Genomic DNA, 21,381 nt, shown 5'->3' with positions numbered 1-21,381 from the left:
ACATACTTACGGGATAGATAAGTGGTTTATTCTTCAATTAAGGATCTATACTCTTCTACATCATCAAATTTTGGAGAAAAGTAAACAGGTGTTTTATCAATATTTTCCAATGTAATTGGTTTACCATCATTTAGTTTTTTTACGATAATTTCAAAGGAATCATCACTATTTAATGTAATTTCAAATTGTTGAATTTCTCCATTAATTTTATATACACCGTTGTCTAATTGCTCGTACGTTCCTTTATCTACTTCCCTGTTATCAATGTATTGAATAAAACTATTATCGATAGGTTGAAATGAAAGTTGAACAACATAGCCATTTACATGTTCACTTTGATAGCCACCTTTTAACACAGGATTTTTAGTAAATGCACATCCTCCTAATACTAAAGCAAAAAAAATAGCTAGAACTATCATACTTGATATACTTTTGCTCATAAAATTACCCCTTTCAAGCATTTGCTGGAACAAGGCGACTTTTCATTTGCTATTACTTTCCCGTTGTTCGAGGTTACTCGTCTTCCTTGTTTAGTATATTTATAGCTCCGATTACTAATACCACAAACAACACTACTATACTTAATCTTAGTATGTATATTTTTGTAAGAAAACTAAATATGACTATTGGAAGTCCGATCATTACTGTCATCGTAGAAAATTTTGTATAACGGATAGCTTTTGTAGACGGTTCTATTTCCCCGTTGTACATCCATCTTTTTCCGAATAATAAGCTTTCCTCAGGTTCTATATACGTCCATATTAATACACCATATAAGGGGATTAACAAAATGATGCTAAGAATTATACTAGAAATACTAATATCCATGTATCTCCCTCTTTCTTTATTTTGAAAAAAGCCAACAAAATGATTGTTGACTTTCATTGAACAATGACACTATTAATATTCACTCATACTATCATCTGGCAAATCACTCAGAAATAAAGCATCATTAAGTAGCTCGATATCAGAATGAATAGATTCTTTAAGGATTGGATCGTCACAATTATAATAATCACTCACCAATCGTTTAAGTTCTTGCACAATTAACTCGATTGGGATCACTTAAAAAAACTCCTTTATGTAGTCTTAATTAATTATTAAACAACATTGTAGCAATTGGAAGAGTTTCGACAAAATATGCAAAAATTCATTTCTCGTCCATTGACTAGTTTCTTAGTCGTACATCTAGGTTTGTCACTTCTGAGACAAAATTCTTTAAGATTACTAACCTTCAAGAAACCTCGCATTCATTCCTATTTAGGGCTTGTTGAATTATAACGGTTTCCAATTATGATCTTTTATATCAGATTTATTAGGAGATCTACCAAATTGTAAGCTTCTTTCACCTTTAGCCCAAAATTTTAGAAAATTTTGTTGGGCCTTTCTAAAGGATACATAGTTGGCACCCGTTTCATCAGGATATTTGTATTGGTATCCATCGTCTTCCCAAAAGCAAATTTCACATATTTCATATGTATTTGTTTGAAGTATATCTCTAAGTAAGTACAATCTCTTCTCTACAAAAATTAAAGCATTTCCCCTCTTGAAGAGAAACACTCTAATACTTAATTATTATTATTTTTGCTCTTCCAGTCCTCAAACTCTCCCCAGACGATGTATGCAAGCCCTATAATAAAAGCTAATAAACTAAAATTACTTAAAGTGTCGCCAACGTAATATAACATCGCTTCATATAAAGATTTGTCCCAACTAAGAACTCCCGAACCGAAGATTGAAGCACTTATATATTTGGAAGATATTAAAAATGCAGAAATTGCAATAAAAGCAACCCCGGCTCCTCTCTTTGTCATTCCACTCACCCCCATTTTGTTTGTCCGTAAAAAGTTCGGAATTTTTTTACTATTATGAAAACGATATTACGTCCCAAAGCTTCCGGAATGATTTCAAGGATTACTTAGTTTTCTTTCGTGGTAAACGGAAATTCGTAAGTTTTACTTATATTTAAAAGAATAGACCTCATATTTTGTACATCATTCCTATTAGTAAGCATGAATATTTCATTATCTTTATAATGGAATTCAAGGCTTTGCTCTTTAGTTGTATCATCTATTATTAAATATACTTTCTCTACATCTTCCCAACTGTATTTAACTTGATTTTCAAAAGGAGAATCCACAAAAATAAATCCAGCTGAATTTAAGACTGTAATTGGTTTTAATCCAAAATACATAAAACATGCCGCCAAAACGGTACAACTAAAAATGATGGCTATTTTTCGCTTGTAATAAAAGTATGCTGTAACTGAACCTATTAATAAAAACAACCAAGCTATCATAAAAAATCGATATGTAATACTTGGTGTTTCTATCATCCAAGCAGATTCTGTAGTACTCATATCAAAAAGAACTCTTTGAACAGTATAAGGAAGTAACCAGATAATTAGTGGAGATAACACTATTAAAGTAATAGTACTTACAATAAAATAATGCTTTCTTTCATAGTTCTTTTTCATAACACATCCCTCCCTTTTAATTAATACGTTGGCGTTATAAATAAGTTTCGAATTTTCTGCATTTAATACAAATAGAAAAAGAACAAGATTCAGCAATACTTGTTCTTCAACATCATTATTTTACATAATGCTTTTTAAAATCTGGGTGTATGGAAAATTTACGCCGTAAGTTCACGAGGTTTTCCCCGAAACTTCCTTCTAAAATTTCTCTATGCTCCTTCATTATTTCCATAAGATATAAATCGTGAATGACAAATTCCGTAATTGGCATGACTAGCCCTACATGCCTTGTCCATGCTGCGCGACTATCTTTCCCTAACGAGACAATACCGGCAACTACTTCGGAATCATCTGCACTAATAACAAGCCAGCGTCCACCATATTCTTCTGTAATATCTTGTCCCATATAATGTAGGTACACATTCGCAAAGTCAGAGGAGATTTCTCCATAAGCGATAATGGTTACGTTAATCCCCTTTTCTGCTGCCGCTCTTAGTTCAGGCTCCAGTTCTTCAAATTCCTCTTTCCAAACCTCTAGGAGAATTCTTTTCTTTGCAGATAATATACTTTCTTTTACCTTATCAAGAATTGCACCGCTCCCAGTGATATTCCATATATTTTCACGGTCATTTGCTGATTGCTCGAATTCCGCTAATGATTTTTCTGCTAGTTCAAAATTCTCTTCCGCTTGCTTGCGGCGATTTTTAATGAGCTCTTTTGCTGGAACAGGAGTATACTGTGGCGTATTTCCTGGACTAACGAGAATATCTCCCCGCATCGTGAGACTATCTAGCACTTCATATATTTTGGATCGTGGTACACCAGAATTTTTCGCTACTGCATATCCCGTTAATGGAGATTCCTCCAAAAGGCTCAAATACGCTTTTGCTTCATATTCTGTAAAATTTAAATTCTTTAACGTTGCGAAAATGGATTCTTTCATAAACCCTCCTGCATAAAAATAGTTGCTACCTTAGTAACTATTATTTTATCAAAAACTATTGCAAAATTCCAAACTATTCTGATATACTCAATCCAGTAGTTACATAAGTAGTCACTAACGAATAAAGAAGGGAGAAACAACATGGATAGTTTACTAACATACATATCGATTGCTGCAATGATGGTCGTTATACCAGGAGCAGATACGATGCTTCTCGTAAAAAATACGCTTAGCTACGGTCCGAAAGCTGGACGTTATACTGTACTTGGAATGGCAACAGGCCTTACTTTTTGGACGCTTATTGCAATTCTTGGTTTATCAGTTGTTATTGCTAAATCTGTCATTCTATTTAGTACCATTAAATACTTAGGAGCAGCCTACTTAATTTATTTAGGAATAAAAAGCTTTTTTGCTAAAAGCTCGCTTTCTTTAGAAGAAATTAAAGCACAAGCGAACACTCCAACCACTTCTTCAAGTCGACACAATAAAGAATCCTTTATGCAGGCGTTACTAAGCAATGTACTAAATCCAAAGACTGTTTTAGTTTATATAACTGTCATGCCTCAATTTGTCAATTTGAACGAAAATGTAAATCAGCAACTGATTGTGTTAGCATCCATCCTTACGTTCCTCGCTGTTTTATGGTTTCTAACCCTTGTTTATGTCATTGATTACGCAAAGAAATTGTTAAACAACGCCAAATTCCAGAAAGTCTTCCAAAAGTCTACTGGGTTAATTTTAGTAGGGTTTGGGGTTAAAACTGGAATATAAGGTCCGGATAAAATAAATAACACCGATCAGACTAACTGAACGGTGTTTTTGTACTTATATGCCTTCAATTGGGCACTGAGTTCTTTTTTCGTATTACTATTTATAATTTATAACCACCATTTTCCCTGGGGAATTAAAATAGTATTAAGTTCAAAATTACTTTCAAACCAGTCTTTTATTAGTGTTCGTTTTACAAGGTACTCAGAAGCAGAATGTGATACACCGATAAGTGACATCGAGGTGTTCCTATCGTAATCTTTCATCTTTCATCTTTTCATATTTCATTCTTCCATAATCATTATCAATATGACAATGTATTTCACCTGTAATATACGCTTGCACACCTTTTTCTTCTGCTTCTTTCATCCATTCGACTTTATCACCACACCCAGCAACGATAGCAATTTTTCTAATATTATTTAAACGTTTCCCCTCAAAATCTACATAAGGTAGTTCAAAGATTTCTTTCAACTGTTGTTCTAATGCGTCAGTATTTGTCTCTTCGATGTTACAAACTAAAACAAGATTATTTCCACTATCGTCTTGTAAAAAACACTCAACAATCTCAGCTTTTAATGCTTTTACAATTGCAACACTTGTGCCCAATTGTTTATGATAGTCTAAAGGTATATGACACGTGTGAACGGATAAGTTTTTTTCCATTATTTTTCTTATAAACTCTTCTTTAATTGGAACAAATCCTCTTCCCCATTTACCATGAGGATCTCCACATTCCATAAGCAACGGATGGTGCATAAATAATAAATCACCTTCATGACTTTCTTTTATAAACCTTTCTAGTACATCGTCAGTAGGAAAAACAGCTAAAAAGACATTGTTTATTTCTGGAGCACCTCTCAACATTAGCCCATTAAACAGTTCAGTAAAATCCTTTTCAAACTCACTTTTCCAATGAAAATTTAGTCGGTCATACACATCTGGAATAAACCTGCTAAAACTAGGATCCTTACCAAAAGCTTTTATATCAAACTCTTTATCTAGCTCTTTAACAACTATTTCTAGATGCACCATAATTCAACTCTCCTCTTAGTGGCCCCTTTATCCAAATATTACTTTTCCAAAGCTTTTCTTATATTTATAATATTGTTTGGATTACTAGCCCATTGACTCATAAGCTCCATCTGTTTGAGCTTCAAATCGTGAAACGGTTCTTCTACCATTTCCACTTCATTGAACCTTTCATCAAATACATTCGCTTCCTTAAGCTTTTTATAACCACCGAATCCTACATCGTCATTTAGCAACCAAACAACTTTTTTAATATGTGCAAATAAAATACCACCCGTACACATCGGACACGGTTCTAAAGAAGTGTAAATAGTGTATTTTTCTCGACTAATTTTTGCGTTTAGTATCGCTTGACCAGCATTTCTAATCGCATTAATTTCAGCATGAGACGTGGCATCTTGATTGGGAAATACTTGGTTTCTCCCTTTAGCGATTACATTATAATGTTCATCGACAATTACTGCTCCTACTGGATATGTATTTTCAGATAAAGCTTGTTCTGCTTCTTCTAACGCTAATTCTAAATAATATCGATCTTTATCTATATTCATTATTTCTTATCCTATTCTCCTAATATATCTTCTTCACGTACCCCATAAAATTCCGCAAGTTTTTTTAGTAATTCTTCATCTATTTCCTGCTTATTTCTCTCTATCGCACTCATCTTTTGTACGGAGACACCCATTTCCTTTGCAACTAATTTTTGTGTGTAATTTCGTTCATACCTTAGCATTTTTAAGTTATAGCCAACCGTGTTAATCATAACTGTCCTTCCTTCTCGCTGTTTATGTTGAATATCTAATTATGTATCTTTAAAAGAAAGCGCAAACCAACGTTCTTTCATCTGAATTTTTTCACCATTTCTTTGAAAATGGAATCTAGCTAAATTGTCATCTTTTTGTATATGAGGAACTTCCCAGAATACAGTTACTTTATTCACATTATAATTCGCTAGTTCGTTCGCAAGCTGGTCACTATAAATTTCTATCATTTGTTTCGTTTCATCGATGTTCGGATTCTCATATTTCAGGTGAGATGTCACAATATAACTACCATCTTTTAAACTCTCGTCTTCCATTACCTCTATATGACCAACAGATGTTTTAACCATATCTTCTTCAATAACTTGATTTACTCCTTGCTTAATTTCTTGGGATGCAGCTGAATCTTTCATACCAAAATTGATTATAGAAGTGAAAGCAACTGTTAAAAAAAGAAGAACAATCATGAAAGGTAATGCTAGTTTTTTAATATCCCCTCTATACAAAATTCTCTCTCCTTTTGTAGGTAAAATTGACCGCATTGATGTAAATTAAAAGAGTGGTACAGAAAATTCTACTAGTTTTATACATTAATTGTATTAAACATCATACCTCATCCTCCTACAAAAGTCCTAAAATATTCCTAGAAGAATATTTCTTTTTAATAGTAAAAGGTTAGTTAGGTTAATAATCGGATCGAACAAAGCAAAAGAGTCGTTTTTAATATAGGTGGATGACATAAGGAGTATTATGATGAACAATTGAAGTAAAAAAATCACACCCTCCAATCCGGGCTAATCAGCTCAAATGGGAGGGTGTGAAACATAGACATGTAGACTAATAGTAATTTTAAAAAACAGTAGTTATATTGATTTGATTTTGTTTAATTAGATCGATTAGAGGAATACCTTCTATATTTGTTGATTCTATTAGAGTTATATAATTATTGCTAATCCCACTGCTTATCCTCGCTTTTCCATCCCATATAGCTCTTCCTTCTGATGAATTAGAAATAAAATATTCGTTCTCTTTATAAACAAATTCAATTTCTCTTCCTTGTTCTAGATAAAATAACAGATGTTCATAGCTAATATTCTCACCTGCAGGAACATCATTATAATTTAATTGATCATCCATTAAAATTTTCCTTTCTCAATGTCCAGGGTGTACTCATGTCATTTTGCATCTTCACACCAAAATCATTTAACTATTTCCATTTTTAAAGTAATACAGCAAAGCACCTATCGTCATTCCTAAAGAAAAACCTACTCCAATTCCAGCAATTTGAATAAAAGAGTTACCTATCATCATCCCAATCGTACTTAATATCGAGCCACCAAATAATCCAGAAACCATTCCGTACACTAAATAGTTTTCTAATTTACGATTTTTATTTTCTTTATTATTTTGCATCTCTCTCCCCCTAACTTAAATTCTATTTTTGTTAACTATAAACCGCTTCTATTAAAGAGCCGATGAACATTAAAATAAAAAAGCTAAATGTCATAATTATATTTAATATTATTGCAACTTTGCTTTTTCCGAGGTATCCAAATATAATCCCAATTGGATTGATGATAAAAGTTAGAAGCCAATAGCCATACCCGTACTGAAACAAAAAGTTAGGTATCCACGTTGCAATTCCTATTAAAAAACAGAGGAAGGATAAAATAATAAACAGCTTTCTATTATTCATATGCACCTTATTCTATCCTCTCTTTCAGTAGCAATTATTTTGTTTCTTGTTTCGGCCTTAAAAATAACGATTTATCGATAACCGAGGATAATTCTATTTGAGGATATTCACGTTGGATAAGCTCATATACGTCTCCAATTATGACTTCTAATTCTTTTACGGAATTGGAAGGGTGATCCAGAAAGATGGAATCTAACCGATTTACTATATTTTCTGGGGTAATATTCATTGATTGTAGTGATTGTTTTTGCCATTTAAATGCAGGATGATGCACGTATTGCCGATTTAAACCGAATAACATTCCCATCACATTTGTCTGAACATCTACCATTACTTTATAGAGCATTAACCAATCTTTCCGGTTGAGCAGTGCCTCGCGATTATTCCATCTGTTTCCTAAATGAATATATTCTTCTATCATTGCTATACTTAGTTCTACTGGGTAGTTATTTACTTTTTCCTTCATATTTTTATTCACTAAATCTCCACTCAGTGAAACTCCATCGTGAACCGTTGCTACGATACATTGCTTATCTAAATCCGTGTCAAATGATATTGTGACATCATCTATTATCTTGTTTATTGTATGTGTTAAGAAATTACTTATTTCTAATTTAACCCCTTCAGTTGTATACGTTTCAGACCATTCTTCATCTTCGAATGGGTGAAAGTCGATAATATCTCCTTTTACCTTTTTGATTGGAGTTCTCCTATCCTCATCTGATGGTCGTTCTTTCCAAAAAACGAACAATTCAACATCGGAATACTTATCCTCCCAATTCCTTGATACAGAACCTCCTAGTAAAACAGCTTCAACTTTTGGATTAATCTTATATATTTTTGCTATCTCGGCTGCTAAATTTTTTAAATGCATAACCCTTTCCCCTTTCAATAATTGAAACACTAACTCAATTGGATTATACTGTCAATATTTTCATATTTCTTTCTGAGCGGCAACTTTGATTCCTTACTATATAGTAACTAAAAAAACCACAAAGAGAATATGATCTATGCACTCTCTTTACGGTATGTTTTCGTTGTATATAAAGAAGGTTGGTCATGGTGACAGGTCACTACCTACCAAATAATGGATGGACAAGGGACCTGTCCCTATGTCCACACCTCTGTCCACAACTATCCTACATTTGTTCCTTTAGTTTGGACATTTATTTCAGCTTTTTTTGCTCTTCGAGACCAGACTACTACTGGAACGAGTAACAAGGATAAAATTCCACCAACTAAGGATAAGGTTGTGTAACTTGAGCCAGCGACGACCATTCCGGATAGTGCTCCCCCACCAGCACCGGATAGTGCAATTAAAACATCTACTTTACCTTGCGTTTTGGCTCGTGTTGAAAATTCAGTGGAGTCAACAATAAGTGCAGTCCCGCTGATTAAACCAAAATTCCAACCTAATCCTAGTAATGACAGAGCAATTATTAGAAGGACCATTGAATCTCCAGGTGCAAAAGCTCCCACTAATCCAGCTAGAAGCAATGTAGTACCAGCAGCAATGGCCATTACAGTACGCCCCAATTTATCTACTAGAAATCCTGTAACGAGTGAAGGGAGATACATTGCCCCTATATGAAAACCAATAACAAGTCCTACTGCCCCTAAGCCATGACCATGATGTTGCATATGAACTGGGGTCATCGTCATTATTGCCACCATTACGATTTGAGTAAGAACCATAATAGTCGCACCGACGATAACACCTCTTTTATTTTCCACTTGGTCAAATGAAACTGTTTGCACATTCACATTTTGTTCTCGTTTAGATGATTCTATCATTCTAGCAATAATTAACGGATCTGGGCGAAGCATGATGTAAAGGACAAGACCTGCTAGAATATATGCTACACCCGATAAAATGAAAGGTCCAGCAAGTGATGGAACTCCAATTGATACAGCAATATTCCCCATGACATTTACTAAGTTTGGACCAGCAACTGCACCAAATGTGGTAAACACCATCGTAAGACTTATAGCTTTTGCTCGCTGTTTACTAGTTGCTAAGTCCGTACCAGCATAACGAGCTTGTAAATTAGTAGCGGTCCCTGAACCATAAATAAACAGGGAAATAAATAATAGAAATACACTATTAATTATTGCTGCAATAATAACTCCAATTGCTCCAAGTCCACCTACTATAAAACCAGCTGCTAGTCCCGTCCTACGACCATAACGTTGCGAAAGTCTTCCTACGACTAAGGCCGCCGCTGCGGATCCTAACGTAAATAAAGCCGTAGGCAGTCCAGCAAATGCATCTGTTCCAAGCATCTGCTGTGCAAGAATAGCCCCAACGGTAATACCAGCTGCTAATCCTGCCCCACCAAAAATCTGTGAAATACTCACAATTATTAACGTTCGTTTATATAACATCCTTTGTTTTTCTTCAGAATCTATGTAACTCTTATTTAATTGAAAAGACTTACCAGCCATTAGTTAGGACCTCAATTCATCTATTATTGTGGACAGAGGGACAGGTCCCGTGTCCCACCAAAAAATGGATGAAAAAGGAACCCTCTGTCTACTTTTTCTAAGTATATCAGTTGCTGTTATTCTAGTCAGCCTATTCTTTTCTTTTATAGATTTCAACGTACACAAATAAATGGACAAAGAAACCTTTGTCCACATTACCCTTTTCGGTCTGCTATTTTTGGAGGCTGCTCCATCCATTCTCTTTCAATCATTAAGTTCAAACCATCTTCCACAAAAGCGCCAGTTTTAGTAATAAAACTTGCATACATGGCACTAATATCTCTTCGCATAGTGGTGGATAATCCCGCACCATACCCAGAAAGACCTAGACCAGAAAGAATGCCGATAACATATAACATAAACTGTTCAGAAAAAGGTGCCACCGTAGACTTTGTTAAGTTTTGATCCGAAGACATTCCGAGAGGCACATCATTTTCTTCCAAAATATCATATATAGTTGTTGATATCTGCTTACATAATTGCTTCCCTCTTAGAAAGAAATTTTGTATTTCGCGATCTTGCGTTACTTGTGAAAATCCAGTACATATGACTTTTCCCATATTATTTTGATTGGCATTAGCGCTAAATGAGTAACTTCCATTGCTAATAATGGTCGCTTTCTTCCGAACCAGCCCGTCAGAATACTTTCTTTATTAATAAAATCCACGTCCGATGGATAATTCATAGACGGCATTCTTATATAAATCCCTTTTTCTTGCATACAATTTACAACCTTGTTATAACTATCTGATATCATCAATGAATTTCTTAAACATTTTCCTTATATCTTCCCTAGCCGAAATGGTAAGGTTCGCTGTATGTGTAGCAACTCCAAATTGACTCATTTGTAAAACAGATTGTATGTAAAACACGTCCGAAAACAGCTTTGGTGCATGAGAGACAACATGTTTTTCCACTTTAAACCCAGTAGGAATAACAATTTTTTCTTTTGTAAATAACTGTTCTAGTTCAGTTTCGTGTTTTCGGGCTAATTGATTAGACTCCTTCAAAATTGCAAGAATATCGGGATCATCACAAGTTTCTAAAAAGTGAGCCATGAAACAAATGACAACATTTATATTCATATAAGAGGTCCAAAGGGCAGCAATTTCTGCACTTGTTAATTTAACAATTTCGGATTTTTCGCTCAATACATAATACCTCCTTTTTCTTAACTTATCCCTTTTATGTAATTATATTCTCTGATAAAAATAGTGTATCTAGCACAATTTAAGTGAACTTGTGCCGACCAACTCTGGTTATTTATCAACGAATTCGATTTATTTATCACCGAGCTCGATTTATTTATCAATAACCGGTTTTTATTTATCACCGAACTCCATTTATTTATCAACGACCGCTTTTTATCACCGAGCTCGATTTATTTATCAACGACCGCTTTTTATTTATCAGCGAACTCCATTTATTTATCAACGACCGCTTTTTATTTTTCACCGAACTCACTTTATTTATCAACAACCGTATTTTATTTATCACCGAACTCACTTTATTTATCAACGACCGCTTTTTATTTTTCACCGAATTCGATTTATTTAATAAGAGAAACAGGTCACTCGTCCACCAAAAAAAGGATGAACAAGAAATACCTTGTCCATCCTTTTTCATCTTACCTAGTAATCCATACGATTCTTGCTTTAGAATCCCAATGTGTTTTCGCTTGAGTAGTTTCGTTTACTGTTCGTAACGAAGCATACACTCGAGAATTAATTGTTTGAGGTGCATGTGTTATTTTTACTTTTTTCCCGTTAACCGTAGCGTTTCGATTGTTTACGTCCATTATTGCATTGGAACGCTTGTCTTTAATTGTTATTCTGTTCGTTTTTTTATTCCATTGATAGCTCATTTTAAAATTATCTGCTACCCCTTTTAATGGAACGTACAGTGTATTATTACGAACTAATGCATTTCCTTGCATATTTGCAACTCTTCCATTTATAACAACTGTTATATGATCTTTGTTAGATAGCTTTTGATTAATTGTTAGTAAATTAACGTGTATAAAGCCTCGAACGGATCCTGCCTGAACTTGATAAAACTCACCAGTTCTACCTAATATATTTACGTTTTGATTTCTTTTTGCTTTTCCAACAATCGTAGATGAAGTTGATGCTGACTTCCTAATGTTTGCTACATTAACGTTCACTTTCCCTGTAACACGCGTACCAACAGCAGCTACTGAAGGTGTTTTCGGCTTAGCTTGTACAGTTGCAGGTGGCGTAGTAACTTTTGGTGGCGCTGGTTGAGCTACTGGTTGACTCGCTACCGGTTGCTCTTTCGGTTGAGCTATTGGCTCACTTGTAGCTGGTTGCTCTTTCGGTTGACTAACTTGCTCTGGAGCAGGCTCTGTTACAACTGGTTGAACAGTTTGTTGCGTAGCTTTAGCTAGAATGTGTTGTACGTTTGCACTTACAGTTTGACCTGACGAATTTTTTGCTTCTATCGTATAAGAATAAGTACCATTAGGGACAGAAGTGACTGTCCAAAACTGGGCAAGGTCCCCGGCCTTTCTCGTAACATCACGAATGAGTGTCGTAACAACTTTATTTGCCGAATCTCGCACTGTAATTGTTACAGGTGCATCTTGATTTAAGGAGTATCTAATAATTATTTGGTCATTTTTAGCGTCATATTCAACGCGCTCGTTTGTTATTTGGAGTGGTGTCACTTGCTCTTGAACATTACTTACTGGGTGTGCTGCATATTGGATAACTGGCGTTAATGTTGTTCCAGGAAAATAAAATTGCAGTATTTCTGCAACCTTAAATCCACGATCCGCCATTCCTTTTGCACCCCATTGGCTCATACCAACACCATGGCCCCACCCTCGACCATTCACTACGATGGAAGTATTGGTTTCTCTTACACTGTCTACTAAATAACTGCGGATTAAATTAATTCCAATCATTGCACGAATTCGTTGTGCTGATGTGTTTTTAAATTCAACAGTATGGAGTCTAATCGTACCATCTGTATTTCTTACAAAATCTTTCGTAGCAAGGGAGCGAACAAAGAAATGAACAGTAATATCGCCATTTCTAACACGTCCACCTGATGTTAGTTGATCGGAAAATTTCATCGTTGGAATCGAGACGATTTTAATTTCTGTATTGGAGTATCCATTGTTATACAGCCACGTTTTAATATTGTTTGGTATCGTAGTGTCACGTTCTCTCGTTTGCGACCACCACGTTTCAGGAGTTGATAAGTTTAAATTGGATGTGTCAATTTGTGTTTTATTAATGGTGAAATTCCAAGCATCTATTGAATCATACGGGTCGTCTTTTATTGGCAAATAAGAAAGACTTGTCCCGCCCCAAACGTTTGCATTTGATTCCGTTTTTCCACCGTTACTGGAAGAGTAAACTGCAGAAATGTATCTTCCGTTATGCATTAATGTTTGGCCGGTTGTTTCATTAACAGCTCTAGTGCTATTTGCATGCCAAGCGTACCCAGCATACACTTGGAAATTAATTGTATCGTCAATCACTTTATTTCCTTGCATTGCTACATACGTACGGGCAGCAACTGCTTGTGCCTTTAATGCTTCTACATTCCATGAAGCTGGCATTTCAGATGGAACAACCCCTTTAAGGTAGTCTTCCACTGGGATTGTGTTTATTGGTCTTACAAAAGAACCTTCCGCAACAAAACGGATCGTTCCTAAATAAGGACGATTGTTAATGCGAATACGATGTTCTTCATTGTATATACTAGGAACAAACGAAAATTCGTTAAACGTGTGAATGCGAGTAGTGCCTTCCATAAGGACAAGCGAACCACCCTCATTTCTTAAGCGATACGTTTTTCCGTTCTCAATTTGAATATTATTATTTAAAACATAGTTGCCTGTGAAATTAATGGTAAGCTCATGAACGTTACCTAAATAGTTTACTAATTTAACGGAAACATTAGGTTGTTGAGTAGTTTGTGCACTTGCGTGGAAGTTTTGTATAGGAAAACTTGAAAAAGCTAATAATAAAATTAATAGAATCGAAGTTACTTTTTTCAATTCATTTCCCCCAAAAAGTAAATTACTAGTGTGCCTAGCAACATAATATTAATAACTTTTTAGGGTAATAGATAGTGGATGTTTATGGGATTTTTAAGGTGATTAATTCATCCCAACAAACTATTACTTTTTCGGCATAAATAAACCAGGATTTAACTCCCCACTCTCGATGACAATAGCAGTTAGCCCAACATCCGTTTTCGTTTCATGCCACTCGTCTTTCTCCCAAAAAACCGCATCTCCAGGCACAACTTTAAAATACTCTTCTTTACCATTGCGTACATAACCTTCTCCACCTACTACGAGCAACAACTGCGGGACTACTGCCTGATGATAACCGACTATTCCGTCTCGGTCTAAGTGCATACATCCTATATTTGCTTTCATATTCGTTTGTATAATACGAGCCATAATAAAGTGCGAATTGAATTGCGTTATTTCTTTACCATTTTCTTTGTTGAATGCGTAAAATTCCATAAAATCCTCCTGAAAAAATAGTCCACTAATAATCCAATTATAAACGATTAATTCTAAAATGGAGAGTATTTATCCCAATATTCTGATATTGTGTTAAAATAACCAAGTGACCTTATACCCTAATCTAAAAATAAGGGAGAGATATACTTGAGATAATACCCTCTAGATATTATGGTGGAAATGTTGCTGGAATACTTCGAAATTAACACGTTGGAAAATGAGTATTTTCGAATGAATGCATTAAGCAATTTAATCGACTTTGGCTTACTGGAAGACATCCCTCTTTTAGCAAAAGAAATAAAACGCCAACAAGGAGAAATTTTACTTGATCCAATAAGAACATTAAACTCCGAAGCTGCTAAACAATTAGAATTGTGGCTAGAGTTTGTTTAAAATGGGTCAGAGGGATGGGTCAACAGTTGGATAAACACTGTCTCTCTGTCGATTTAAATCAATAATTACATAGTATGAATCAAAAAATGGTTGTATCCGAGCAATTATTTAACAACCTCGTATTTTTATTTATCACCGAACTCGATTTATTTATCACCGACCGCTTTTTGTTTATCACTGAACTCGTTTTATTTATCACCGACCGCTTTTTATTTATCACCGAACGCCTTTTATTTATCACCGAACCCGCTTTATTTATCAACGAACGCTTTTTATTTATCACCGAACTCATTGAATAGAGAAATAGATTCTCGTCCCTACCTATGTTCATTCAACCGATAAAAAATATTCACAGCCACTTCACATTCTCTTTATATACTAAAAAACGAAATGAATGATAAGGAGATCCTCGCCCCGTTTACAAGTTATACAGTGTACCAATAGTAAAAAGTATTAATAATCGTACAATCGATGAGGTTAACTTATTATTTAAAATCCAATAATTAATAGTAGGAAATTTTAGGAGGAATTAAGGATGAAACGAATTATTACAATAGCAACAACTGTTTTGCTAGTATTGACGATGTCAAAAATGGTGCTAGCTCATTCACATTTTGTAGGCTCCAACCCTTCAGATGGAGAAGTACTCACAGAGTCCTTACAAGAAATTGTTCTTGAATTTGACGGAAATATTGAACAAGGTAGCTACATTGACCTAGCAACTACTGCGGGAGAAACGGTTGAGGTTCAGGACCATATTATTGAAGAAAATATGTTAACTGGTACACTAGCATCTCCACTTGAAAATGGCGATTACGATGTTAATTGGAGCGTTATTAGCGCAGACGGTCATCCGTTAGAAGGTTCTTTTTCCTTTACAGTAAATGCCCCAGTTGCAGAACCTGAAGTGGAAGAGCAAGAAGAAATAACAGAAGATCCAGCAGAAACGCCGGAAACAACTGATGAGGCAACAGACCAAGATGTTGCAGAAACAGAAGAAGAGATTGCTGCTGACGAAGCAAACGAGGGTTCTTCTTCTATGATGATTATTCTAATTGTACTTTTAGTAGCTATTATTGCTGGTGGATTCTTTTTTCTCGCTAAAAAAAGGAAATAATAGATGAGTTTCCTAAACATTATTAGTCAGGTTCTTTTATACTTTTCGGTATCGGTTTTAGTGGGAAGCTTTATCCTTTTACTAGTCCCTAACCGATACCGTCCTGACATTCATTTTTCAAAGCGCCTCATGCTTATTAGTGCCATTTTCATACCAGTTTGTGCTTTCTTTTCAGTATTAGATATCGTACTTTATATCGCTCCACGCCTGGGACTGATGGAATCCTTTACACTAGTACTGACTTCTTACACAGTCGGAGTTGCCTGGAGCTTCACTTTACTAGCATCTATATTTTTAGTGCTTTTCATTATTTTTACGTATTCTACTGAAAAGAAAAGTTTTGCTTATATCGGTACACTTTTAACTCTCGGGATTATTTTAACAGTCGCTTGGTCTAGCCACGCTGGCGCTATGCAACCGAGCTTAGGAATTATTAGTGATTTTATTCACTTACTAGCTGCAAGCGTTTGGGTTGGGATTTTGCTTATTATCGCTCTGTTTTCTAAAAATAATCAAAATTGGCTTGCATTTTTGGACTGGTTTTCTCTTGTGGCGTTTGGCTGTTTGACAGCTACTTTTTTAAGTGGGATCGTAATGTCGGATATTCTAACGGATGGATATGTAAAGTCGTGGACAATTTCTTACGGGCAAGGATTGTTAGTGAAGCATTTATTTCTATTGCCAGTTCTTTTCTATGCACTCATAAATGGGGTTATTGTAAAATATAAACTGAGAAAAGATGATAGGTTCAATCCACTTCCATGGGTTCGTTTAGAAAGTTTACTCTTATTCATCATATTTGCAATAACGGCTGTCTATACACAACAAGCGCCTCAAGTAAGCTCGTTAACGAATGAAACGATTTCACCCCTGTTTCGTTTATTTCACGGAACAATCATCGATGGGGTTCAATCAGTCGGCTTTGCTGTAAATGCTTATACAGTTTGTTTCTTTTTTATAGCCCTATTATTTTTGGGATTAATGATTTTAACATACAAGAAAGCATCCCATCTAGCATCTTTCTTTTTTAGTTGCTTATTTGTATTAAGTGCTTACATTATGTTAATGGTTTCAGTTGTATTACGTTAAATGGTGGGACAGAGGGACAGATACCGTGGACAGAGGGACAGGTTCCGCGTCCCACCAAAAAATGGTATTCTCTCCCTCTGTCTACTATAATTCAATCTGCTTAATAATTTTTGCAGGATTTCCGCCAACTACCACGTTGTCTGGTATGTCCTTCGTGACGACTGCACCGGATGCAATTACGACGTTGTCTCCTACTGTAATTCCAGGATTGATAACTGCATTTCCGCCAATCCATACATTGTTTCCAAATTTGATTGGTTTTGCATATTCTTTCCCTGTATTTCGTTCAACTGGATGCAGTGGATGGGTTGCTGTGTAGATCTGTACCCCTGGTGCAAGCATACAATTATCCCCGAACCGTACTTCACAAACATCTAATATTGTACAGTCAAAGTTCGCAAAAAAGTTCTCACCTACGTGTGTATTGTATCCGTAGTCAAAACGGATATTAGGCTCCATATAAACATTTTCTCCTGTGGATCCGAGTAACTCCTTCAATAACTGTGTACGCTTTTCCGCTTCCGTCTCTAATGTTTGATTGTAAATCCTAACTTTACGCCTTGCTTCCTCACGCTCTTTTAATAAAATAGGGTCAGCAGGATCATACATTTCTCCAGCCAACATTTTTTGCTTTTCGCTTTTCATTTGATCGTTTCATCCCTTCGAAGTTCATGATAGCGGTGCAAAAACTTGTATGTACAGGATAACAGACTCATTCAGCTAAGGTAAAGTTGTCCAATTCTGTAAAACAAGGAAAACTAATTGATTCTATGTATGAACGGAGATTTTACTAACACTGAACTCGGTTTATTTATCAACGACCAGCGTTTATTTATCACCGAACCCGGTTTATTTATCACCGAACCCAGTTTATTTATCAACGACCACCGTTTATTTATCACCGAACCCGTTTTATTTATCAACGACCGGCTTTTATTTATCACCGAACTCCATCCTCGCTATTTTATAAATGGCGAGAGAAAAACTTAAACCTCCCATAAAGTTTGCTCTTATATTTTTCCAGTTTATTGATCTTCCTAAATGTTAGAAATGAGGCTATAACAACTAGTACTAGTAGCCATTCGTGACCTTCTCGTTCATTGTCAATAATGTTATGCACCATTCCTCCCCCTTTCTTCATGTGAACAAACATTTAATCTTCACTTTCTAGTCGACTTAAAATTTTTTGAATATCTTTCTGATAGTCGGTATCGATGTTGTAATGTTGATCTCCTTTTTCAAAACGATTTTCGCTAAAGTTAAACCAATAATCTTCCGTACTTTTATCTCCAAACTTTACTTCCACCTTATATTCGAAGCTATCTTCTATATAATCGATCTGCTCTGCACTTTCAATCACCTTACTTATTACTTGCTTTTCCGGAGCCTCAAAATACTCTATTAAAGAGTCATTTGTACTGGAATCAAAAATTTCAATAGATGACACTTCTTTTTCATGAATAGAAGCTGGATAAAAAGCACCATTATTTTCTTGGCTGCAACCAGCGATAATAGAAATCATAAACATAATAAAACAGTATCTTTTCACGAATCCTTCACCTCACTGTTAAAAAATAGATTCTCGGAAATTAATTTCCCGCACCAGCTCTAGTCTTTTGACTAGGGCTTTTTTATTGTTACACCCCCAAACGAGGATACGAACAAATTTTCCGCCTTGGCAAACGTGCGTTCCTCTTATAATTGAGTATAGGCATTTTTTAGTACCAATTATAGGGGGAATTCTTATGTTGAATAATGTTCGAAATCATGAAGCATATCTAAAATTTGTAGTTGACCAACTAACTATTCACTACCATAGTAAAGAGTTTTTAAAGGACTTTTACTCTAACCAAATTGTTTGGTGTTCCTTAATAGATTTAACGGATACAGCCAGCCTAATGGAAAATCGATATTCCTCTAACCCAAGAGGTAGAAAGCCGCGTAACCCATGTGATATGCTTCGAAGTTTATTGCTTATGCACTTCCAAAAAGAAACTAGTGTAGATAAATGGGTTTTTACCTTAAAAACGAATCTCATCTTTGCCATTCTTAGTGGGTTTTCACCGGATGATGTTCCTGGTGTTGGGACGTTTTATGACTTTTTTAAGCGCCTTTGGATTCATTCATCTCCGCATCTTTCTAAACGTAGTAAACGGAAGCTTAAAAAGCCTAGAAAAAAGGAAAGAAAAATCAAAAGCTGGACCCTAAAAATCCAAGTATATTGAGAAAACTGGTTGATCGCGCCTTAAAAAACAAGGAAATTCAGTATACTTCGAAGGCGCATGATCAGCTGCAGATTCTCTTTCAATCCCTTTTCATAATCAAATCTGCAAGAACTGGATTATTAGGTGATACACAAGCGCTTAGTATTTTAGCTGACGGCACTCCTGTTAAAACCGGTGGTCGACATTACGGAAAATTTCTCTGTGACTGCCGGAAACAAGGGAATTGGAAGTGCCAATGTAAACGACAATTCGCCGATCCAGATGCCGATTGGGGCTGGGATAGTTCTATAGAAAAGTACTATTTTGGACGAAATCTATTTATGATAACTGCCTCAGATAGTCCGTATAATTTACCGATTTATCCTAGAATGTATCAGGCCAGTAAGCATGATTCCGTCTTGTTTGTAAGTACCTATCATGAACTTTTACACTGGTATCTGGATTGGAAATTCAGCGAAGTCATTTTGGACTCTGCTTTCGATGCTTTTCCAATCTATCAAATGTTAGAACACTATGATGTGTCTGCCATTATTGATCTTAATGCTAGACGTTCTAAACAGATCACTTACAATGAAATGGATATTAATTTAGACGGTGTACCTATCTGACCCATCGGACGAAAAATGCTTGATTGGGGAGTAGATAAAAAACGATATCGACGTAAATGGCGGTGTCCAGCTGTAGTCGGGAAATGGCAATGTCCAACCCCCTGTTCAGAATCAACCGGGAGAACCTTTTACACATCAACAAAGGATAATCCCCGTCTTTTTCCTCGGGTCAAACGTGACAGTAAGGAATGGTATAAGCGCTACTCCTTACGAACTGGGGTCGAGCGTTGTATCAAACGTCAAAAGATTGATTATCAATTAGAGGATTAAAGAGGGCTTAGTTCTAGGCATTGGAATATAAGGTCATATATCATCGGCATGTGCCAGCATGCCGATGCGTGGATAAAGGAAACAAAAAAGAAGAATTATTCAACTCTTCACCCAACCATCAAAGGGTTTTTGTCCTTATAAATCCATGTTAAAACACATTTTTTAAAAAATTCACAATAGATGGATTATTTGGCATGCATTTTTTTGAAAATGGTTATGAAAATTCCAACACTACCTCTTAAATTCCGCTTTCATCCCCCAAAAGACACAGGAGCCTTTATTAAATTTCCGAGTCTCTATTAAATGTTATTTCGACAAAAGGAGATAAATTCCTTTGAAAAAAGCACCCTCAAAGGATGCTAATGACTTATTAAAAAAGGAGTGTATAGTAGGGTTTTCATATTGAACTATTTATAGTATTATTTTAAACTATTAATTTCTTTTCTGTATTTTGCTTTAGCTTGATTATGGATACCTATAATCTTTTCTTTATCATGTTTAACCTTTTCTGCAGTTTCTAAAGGTATTTTCCCATAATTGACTGCGCCGATAATATAAACTCCTGGATCCGACTTACTTTCATCTAAATAAAGAATAAACTTTTTATTTTCTTCTAATGCTTCATAATCCTCATATTGAAACGTTGTTGTAACTCCAAGGGCGTTTTTTTGAGAAGCACTCAGTTCTAGCACCTTTATTACATCACTACTCTTTAATTCTTTATTAGTTTTATTATTTATTACTTTACTAATTTTAAAATCTGCAATACTATATGCATCTATAATCCTATCTACTTCTGGATCCTCTGTTATAATTGTTTCACTTGTTTTTATTTTTTTCCCAATTACTACAAGTTGTGTTTCATTCTCCATATGAGCAAAATCATCATAAGGAATTGTCTTTCCATGAATAATAATCTTTTTATCTGGCGAGAGACTATTAAATGTATAAATTCCACCAAAAGTAATTGGTAATAATAGCAATAATAATATAATCTTCTTATACCTCATAA

The 21,381-nt window shown here is 35.2% G+C and carries 29 protein-coding genes and 1 pseudogene; 6 read left to right on the top strand and 24 right to left on the bottom strand.

All coding sequences use genetic code 11. The annotated features are described in order from the left end of the window. Window positions 1–26 precede the first annotated feature (26 nt). The 7 genes from BC6307_RS07645 to BC6307_RS07620 form a co-directional block, all read right to left on the bottom strand. Window positions 27–440 (bottom strand): hypothetical protein, encoded by a 414-nt coding sequence (locus BC6307_RS07645; RefSeq protein WP_066416976.1) that lies wholly within the window; start codon window positions 438–440, stop codon window positions 27–29. A 73-nt stretch (window positions 441–513) separates the two neighbouring features. Continuing rightward, window positions 514–828 carry a hypothetical protein gene (locus BC6307_RS07640; RefSeq protein WP_174522376.1) on the bottom strand — a complete coding sequence of 105 codons (315 nt, stop codon included), beginning with the start codon at window positions 826–828 and terminating at the stop codon, window positions 514–516. A gap of 72 nt (window positions 829–900) precedes the next feature. Then, the gene (locus tag BC6307_RS24740; protein ID WP_157076659.1) at window positions 901–1,065 is read right to left on the bottom strand and encodes a hypothetical protein; all 165 of its coding nucleotides are present in this window, start codon (window positions 1,063–1,065) and stop codon (window positions 901–903) included. Between the two features lie 210 nt (window positions 1,066–1,275). After that, window positions 1,276–1,512 (bottom strand): CPCC family cysteine-rich protein, encoded by a 237-nt coding sequence (locus tag BC6307_RS07635; RefSeq protein ID WP_235858150.1) that lies wholly within the window; start codon window positions 1,510–1,512, stop codon window positions 1,276–1,278. Between the two features lie 56 nt (window positions 1,513–1,568). Continuing rightward, window positions 1,569–1,814: a hypothetical protein gene (locus tag BC6307_RS07630; RefSeq protein ID WP_066416975.1), complete on the bottom strand. Its 246-nt coding sequence runs from the start codon at window positions 1,812–1,814 to the stop codon at window positions 1,569–1,571. A gap of 104 nt (window positions 1,815–1,918) precedes the next feature. Next, window positions 1,919–2,476, bottom strand: a complete 558-nt coding sequence (locus tag BC6307_RS07625) for a hypothetical protein (RefSeq protein WP_066416974.1) — start codon at window positions 2,474–2,476, stop codon at window positions 1,919–1,921. 115 nt (window positions 2,477–2,591) lie between these two features. Then, window positions 2,592–3,419 carry a TrmB family transcriptional regulator gene (locus BC6307_RS07620; RefSeq protein ID WP_066416972.1) on the bottom strand — a complete coding sequence of 276 codons (828 nt, stop codon included), beginning with the start codon at window positions 3,417–3,419 and terminating at the stop codon, window positions 2,592–2,594. A gap of 141 nt (window positions 3,420–3,560) precedes the next feature. Here BC6307_RS07620 and BC6307_RS07615 point away from each other — a divergent pair, with 141 nt between their 5' ends. Next, window positions 3,561–4,190, top strand: coding sequence for a homoserine/threonine efflux transporter (locus tag BC6307_RS07615; protein ID WP_066416969.1), 630 nt, complete (start codon window positions 3,561–3,563; stop codon window positions 4,188–4,190). A gap of 107 nt (window positions 4,191–4,297) precedes the next feature. Here BC6307_RS07615 and BC6307_RS07610 read toward each other — a convergent pair. From BC6307_RS07610 to BC6307_RS07545, 14 genes and pseudogenes are all read right to left on the bottom strand, one after another. Continuing rightward, window positions 4,298–5,222, bottom strand: a pseudogene (locus BC6307_RS07610) (Nif3-like dinuclear metal center hexameric protein). A 38-nt stretch (window positions 5,223–5,260) separates the two neighbouring features. Continuing rightward, window positions 5,261–5,770, bottom strand: a complete 510-nt coding sequence (locus BC6307_RS07605; RefSeq protein ID WP_066416966.1) for a nucleoside deaminase — start codon at window positions 5,768–5,770, stop codon at window positions 5,261–5,263. Between the two features lie 11 nt (window positions 5,771–5,781). Then, window positions 5,782–5,982 carry a helix-turn-helix transcriptional regulator gene (locus BC6307_RS07600; protein WP_066416963.1) on the bottom strand — a complete coding sequence of 67 codons (201 nt, stop codon included), beginning with the start codon at window positions 5,980–5,982 and terminating at the stop codon, window positions 5,782–5,784. A 39-nt stretch (window positions 5,983–6,021) separates the two neighbouring features. Continuing rightward, window positions 6,022–6,486, bottom strand: coding sequence for a hypothetical protein (locus BC6307_RS07595; protein WP_066416961.1), 465 nt, complete (start codon window positions 6,484–6,486; stop codon window positions 6,022–6,024). Window positions 6,487–6,829: 343 nt separating this feature from the next. Further along, window positions 6,830–7,117 carry a hypothetical protein gene (locus tag BC6307_RS07590; protein WP_066416958.1) on the bottom strand — a complete coding sequence of 96 codons (288 nt, stop codon included), beginning with the start codon at window positions 7,115–7,117 and terminating at the stop codon, window positions 6,830–6,832. Between the two features lie 66 nt (window positions 7,118–7,183). After that, window positions 7,184–7,393 carry a hypothetical protein gene (locus tag BC6307_RS07585; RefSeq protein ID WP_066416956.1) on the bottom strand — a complete coding sequence of 70 codons (210 nt, stop codon included), beginning with the start codon at window positions 7,391–7,393 and terminating at the stop codon, window positions 7,184–7,186. 31 nt (window positions 7,394–7,424) lie between these two features. Then, the gene (locus BC6307_RS07580; RefSeq protein ID WP_066416982.1) at window positions 7,425–7,676 is read right to left on the bottom strand and encodes a hypothetical protein; all 252 of its coding nucleotides are present in this window, start codon (window positions 7,674–7,676) and stop codon (window positions 7,425–7,427) included. 34 nt (window positions 7,677–7,710) lie between these two features. After that, window positions 7,711–8,550 (bottom strand): DUF4037 domain-containing protein, encoded by an 840-nt coding sequence (locus tag BC6307_RS07575; protein WP_066416953.1) that lies wholly within the window; start codon window positions 8,548–8,550, stop codon window positions 7,711–7,713. 260 nt (window positions 8,551–8,810) lie between these two features. Further along, on the bottom strand, window positions 8,811–10,121 hold the full coding sequence (locus BC6307_RS07570) for an MFS transporter (RefSeq protein ID WP_066416951.1): 1,311 nt from the start codon (window positions 10,119–10,121) through the stop codon (window positions 8,811–8,813). A 194-nt stretch (window positions 10,122–10,315) separates the two neighbouring features. Continuing rightward, window positions 10,316–10,720 (bottom strand): DUF3231 family protein, encoded by a 405-nt coding sequence (locus BC6307_RS07565; RefSeq protein ID WP_084380467.1) that lies wholly within the window; start codon window positions 10,718–10,720, stop codon window positions 10,316–10,318. Beyond that, window positions 10,684–10,881 carry a hypothetical protein gene (locus BC6307_RS25015; RefSeq protein ID WP_066416947.1) on the bottom strand — a complete coding sequence of 66 codons (198 nt, stop codon included), beginning with the start codon at window positions 10,879–10,881 and terminating at the stop codon, window positions 10,684–10,686. Before BC6307_RS25015 ends, BC6307_RS07565 begins: the two co-directional genes overlap by 37 nt. Before the next feature lie 22 nt (window positions 10,882–10,903). Beyond that, complete coding sequence (locus tag BC6307_RS07555; RefSeq protein WP_066416946.1) at window positions 10,904–11,311, bottom strand: DUF3231 family protein; 408 nt, start codon at window positions 11,309–11,311, stop codon at window positions 10,904–10,906. Window positions 11,312–11,787: 476 nt separating this feature from the next. Then, a complete protein-coding gene (locus BC6307_RS07550) occupies window positions 11,788–14,190 on the bottom strand; it encodes a SpoIID/LytB domain-containing protein (RefSeq protein ID WP_066416944.1) in 2,403 nt (800 codons plus the stop codon). Between the two features lie 123 nt (window positions 14,191–14,313). Next, complete coding sequence (locus BC6307_RS07545; protein ID WP_066416940.1) at window positions 14,314–14,667, bottom strand: cupin domain-containing protein; 354 nt, start codon at window positions 14,665–14,667, stop codon at window positions 14,314–14,316. 180 nt (window positions 14,668–14,847) lie between these two features. Here BC6307_RS07545 and BC6307_RS07540 point away from each other — a divergent pair, with 180 nt between their 5' ends. The 3 genes from BC6307_RS07540 (at window position 14,848) to BC6307_RS07530 (ending at window position 17,266) form a co-directional block, all read left to right on the top strand. After that, a complete protein-coding gene (locus tag BC6307_RS07540) occupies window positions 14,848–15,060 on the top strand; it encodes a hypothetical protein (protein ID WP_157076657.1) in 213 nt (70 codons plus the stop codon). A gap of 535 nt (window positions 15,061–15,595) precedes the next feature. Continuing rightward, complete coding sequence (locus BC6307_RS07535; RefSeq protein WP_066416936.1) at window positions 15,596–16,177, top strand: copper resistance CopC family protein; 582 nt, start codon at window positions 15,596–15,598, stop codon at window positions 16,175–16,177. Window positions 16,178–16,180: 3 nt separating this feature from the next. Beyond that, a complete protein-coding gene (locus BC6307_RS07530) occupies window positions 16,181–17,266 on the top strand; it encodes a copper resistance D family protein (protein WP_066416935.1) in 1,086 nt (361 codons plus the stop codon). An 84-nt stretch (window positions 17,267–17,350) separates the two neighbouring features. Here the strand turns inward: BC6307_RS07530 and BC6307_RS07525 are convergent, their stop codons facing one another. Together BC6307_RS07525 and BC6307_RS07515 are read right to left on the bottom strand one after the other, a co-directional pair. Next, window positions 17,351–17,911 carry a sugar O-acetyltransferase gene (locus BC6307_RS07525; RefSeq protein WP_066416934.1) on the bottom strand — a complete coding sequence of 187 codons (561 nt, stop codon included), beginning with the start codon at window positions 17,909–17,911 and terminating at the stop codon, window positions 17,351–17,353. 508 nt (window positions 17,912–18,419) lie between these two features. Next, window positions 18,420–18,815: a hypothetical protein gene (locus tag BC6307_RS07515; RefSeq protein ID WP_066416929.1), complete on the bottom strand. Its 396-nt coding sequence runs from the start codon at window positions 18,813–18,815 to the stop codon at window positions 18,420–18,422. A 196-nt stretch (window positions 18,816–19,011) separates the two neighbouring features. On the opposite strand from BC6307_RS07515, the gene BC6307_RS25325 reads away from it, so the two are divergent. Continuing rightward, on the top strand, window positions 19,012–19,491 hold the full coding sequence (locus BC6307_RS25325; RefSeq protein WP_235858148.1) for a transposase: 480 nt from the start codon (window positions 19,012–19,014) through the stop codon (window positions 19,489–19,491). Next, a complete protein-coding gene (locus BC6307_RS25320) occupies window positions 19,488–20,099 on the top strand; it encodes a hypothetical protein (RefSeq protein ID WP_235858146.1) in 612 nt (203 codons plus the stop codon). Before BC6307_RS25325 ends, BC6307_RS25320 begins: the two co-directional genes overlap by 4 nt. A 689-nt stretch (window positions 20,100–20,788) precedes the next feature. On the opposite strand, the gene BC6307_RS07505 is transcribed toward BC6307_RS25320, so the two are convergent. Beyond that, window positions 20,789–21,379: a hypothetical protein gene (locus tag BC6307_RS07505; RefSeq protein ID WP_066416928.1), complete on the bottom strand. Its 591-nt coding sequence runs from the start codon at window positions 21,377–21,379 to the stop codon at window positions 20,789–20,791. Between the last annotated feature and the right edge of the window lie 2 nt (window positions 21,380–21,381).

Origin of the sequence: Sutcliffiella cohnii, assembly GCF_002250055.1 — a bacterium.
GTDB classification, from domain to species: domain Bacteria; phylum Bacillota; class Bacilli; order Bacillales; family Bacillaceae_I; genus Sutcliffiella; species Sutcliffiella cohnii.
This window is presented reverse-complemented; position numbering and strand designations above follow the sequence as displayed.

What these genes read in the sequence shown, in the direction of transcription:
- BC6307_RS07645 (WP_066416976.1), bottom strand. Translation starts at nt 440, where the DNA reads ATGAGCAAAAGTATATCAAGTATGATAGTTCTAGCTATTTTTTTTGCT.
- BC6307_RS07640 (WP_174522376.1), bottom strand. Translation starts at nt 828, where the DNA reads ATGGATATTAGTATTTCTAGTATAATTCTTAGCATCATTTTGTTAATC.
- BC6307_RS07630 (WP_066416975.1), bottom strand. Translation starts at nt 1,814, where the DNA reads ATGACAAAGAGAGGAGCCGGGGTTGCTTTTATTGCAATTTCTGCATTT.
- BC6307_RS07625 (WP_066416974.1), bottom strand. Translation starts at nt 2,476, where the DNA reads ATGAAAAAGAACTATGAAAGAAAGCATTATTTTATTGTAAGTACTATT.
- BC6307_RS07620 (WP_066416972.1), bottom strand. Translation starts at nt 3,419, where the DNA reads ATGAAAGAATCCATTTTCGCAACGTTAAAGAATTTAAATTTTACAGAA.
- BC6307_RS07615 (WP_066416969.1), top strand. Translation starts at nt 3,561, where the DNA reads ATGGATAGTTTACTAACATACATATCGATTGCTGCAATGATGGTCGTT.
- BC6307_RS07605 (WP_066416966.1), bottom strand. Translation starts at nt 5,770, where the DNA reads ATGAATATAGATAAAGATCGATATTATTTAGAATTAGCGTTAGAAGAA.
- BC6307_RS07600 (WP_066416963.1), bottom strand. Translation starts at nt 5,982, where the DNA reads ATGATTAACACGGTTGGCTATAACTTAAAAATGCTAAGGTATGAACGA.
- BC6307_RS07590 (WP_066416958.1), bottom strand. Translation starts at nt 7,117, where the DNA reads ATGGATGATCAATTAAATTATAATGATGTTCCTGCAGGTGAGAATATT.
- BC6307_RS07585 (WP_066416956.1), bottom strand. Translation starts at nt 7,393, where the DNA reads ATGCAAAATAATAAAGAAAATAAAAATCGTAAATTAGAAAACTATTTA.
- BC6307_RS07580 (WP_066416982.1), bottom strand. Translation starts at nt 7,676, where the DNA reads ATGAATAATAGAAAGCTGTTTATTATTTTATCCTTCCTCTGTTTTTTA.
- BC6307_RS07575 (WP_066416953.1), bottom strand. Translation starts at nt 8,550, where the DNA reads ATGCATTTAAAAAATTTAGCAGCCGAGATAGCAAAAATATATAAGATT.
- BC6307_RS07570 (WP_066416951.1), bottom strand. Translation starts at nt 10,121, where the DNA reads ATGGCTGGTAAGTCTTTTCAATTAAATAAGAGTTACATAGATTCTGAA.
- BC6307_RS07565 (WP_084380467.1), bottom strand. Translation starts at nt 10,720, where the DNA reads ATGGGAAAAGTCATATGTACTGGATTTTCACAAGTAACGCAAGATCGC.
- BC6307_RS25015 (WP_066416947.1), bottom strand. Translation starts at nt 10,881, where the DNA reads ATGCAAGAAAAAGGGATTTATATAAGAATGCCGTCTATGAATTATCCA.
- BC6307_RS07545 (WP_066416940.1), bottom strand. Translation starts at nt 14,667, where the DNA reads ATGGAATTTTACGCATTCAACAAAGAAAATGGTAAAGAAATAACGCAA.
- BC6307_RS07540 (WP_157076657.1), top strand. Translation starts at nt 14,848, where the DNA reads ATGTTGCTGGAATACTTCGAAATTAACACGTTGGAAAATGAGTATTTT.
- BC6307_RS07535 (WP_066416936.1), top strand. Translation starts at nt 15,596, where the DNA reads ATGAAACGAATTATTACAATAGCAACAACTGTTTTGCTAGTATTGACG.
- BC6307_RS07530 (WP_066416935.1), top strand. Translation starts at nt 16,181, where the DNA reads ATGAGTTTCCTAAACATTATTAGTCAGGTTCTTTTATACTTTTCGGTA.
- BC6307_RS07525 (WP_066416934.1), bottom strand. Translation starts at nt 17,911, where the DNA reads ATGAAAAGCGAAAAGCAAAAAATGTTGGCTGGAGAAATGTATGATCCT.
- BC6307_RS25325 (WP_235858148.1), top strand. Translation starts at nt 19,012, where the DNA reads ATGTTGAATAATGTTCGAAATCATGAAGCATATCTAAAATTTGTAGTT.
- BC6307_RS07505 (WP_066416928.1), bottom strand. Translation starts at nt 21,379, where the DNA reads ATGAGGTATAAGAAGATTATATTATTATTGCTATTATTACCAATTACT.